The sequence below is a fragment of the Leptospira gomenensis genome, from assembly GCF_004770155.1.
GTDB classification, from domain to species: Bacteria; Spirochaetota; Leptospiria; order Leptospirales; family Leptospiraceae; genus Leptospira; species Leptospira gomenensis.
The window spans coordinates 1-213 of sequence record NZ_RQFA01000003.1; the positions used below are offsets into that span (position 1 = coordinate 1).

The 213-nt window shown below is 58.2% G+C and carries 1 protein-coding gene; it reads right to left on the minus strand.

Features of this window, described 5'->3' with window-relative positions; genetic code table 11:
- Positions 1–213 (minus strand): hypothetical protein (locus tag EHQ17_RS19905; protein ID WP_210414529.1); only part of this gene is annotated, 213 nt, incomplete at both ends.

The following is a 213-nucleotide window of genomic DNA, read 5'->3' on the forward strand; positions in this document are numbered from 1 at the left end:
CGCCGGGCTCCGACGACGACATCGACTCTTGCCCCTTCGCCGGGTCCTGATCTTCCGACGAATCCTGTTTTCTCGACAAATTCTGCTCTCCCGCCGGGTCCAAGTTTTCCAGCGAATTCTGATCTTCCGCCGAATCCCGTTCTCCCGACAAATTCCAATTCTGCTCCCCCGACAATCCGTTTCGCTCCGTTCGAAGTGCGCGAACCCCTGGAC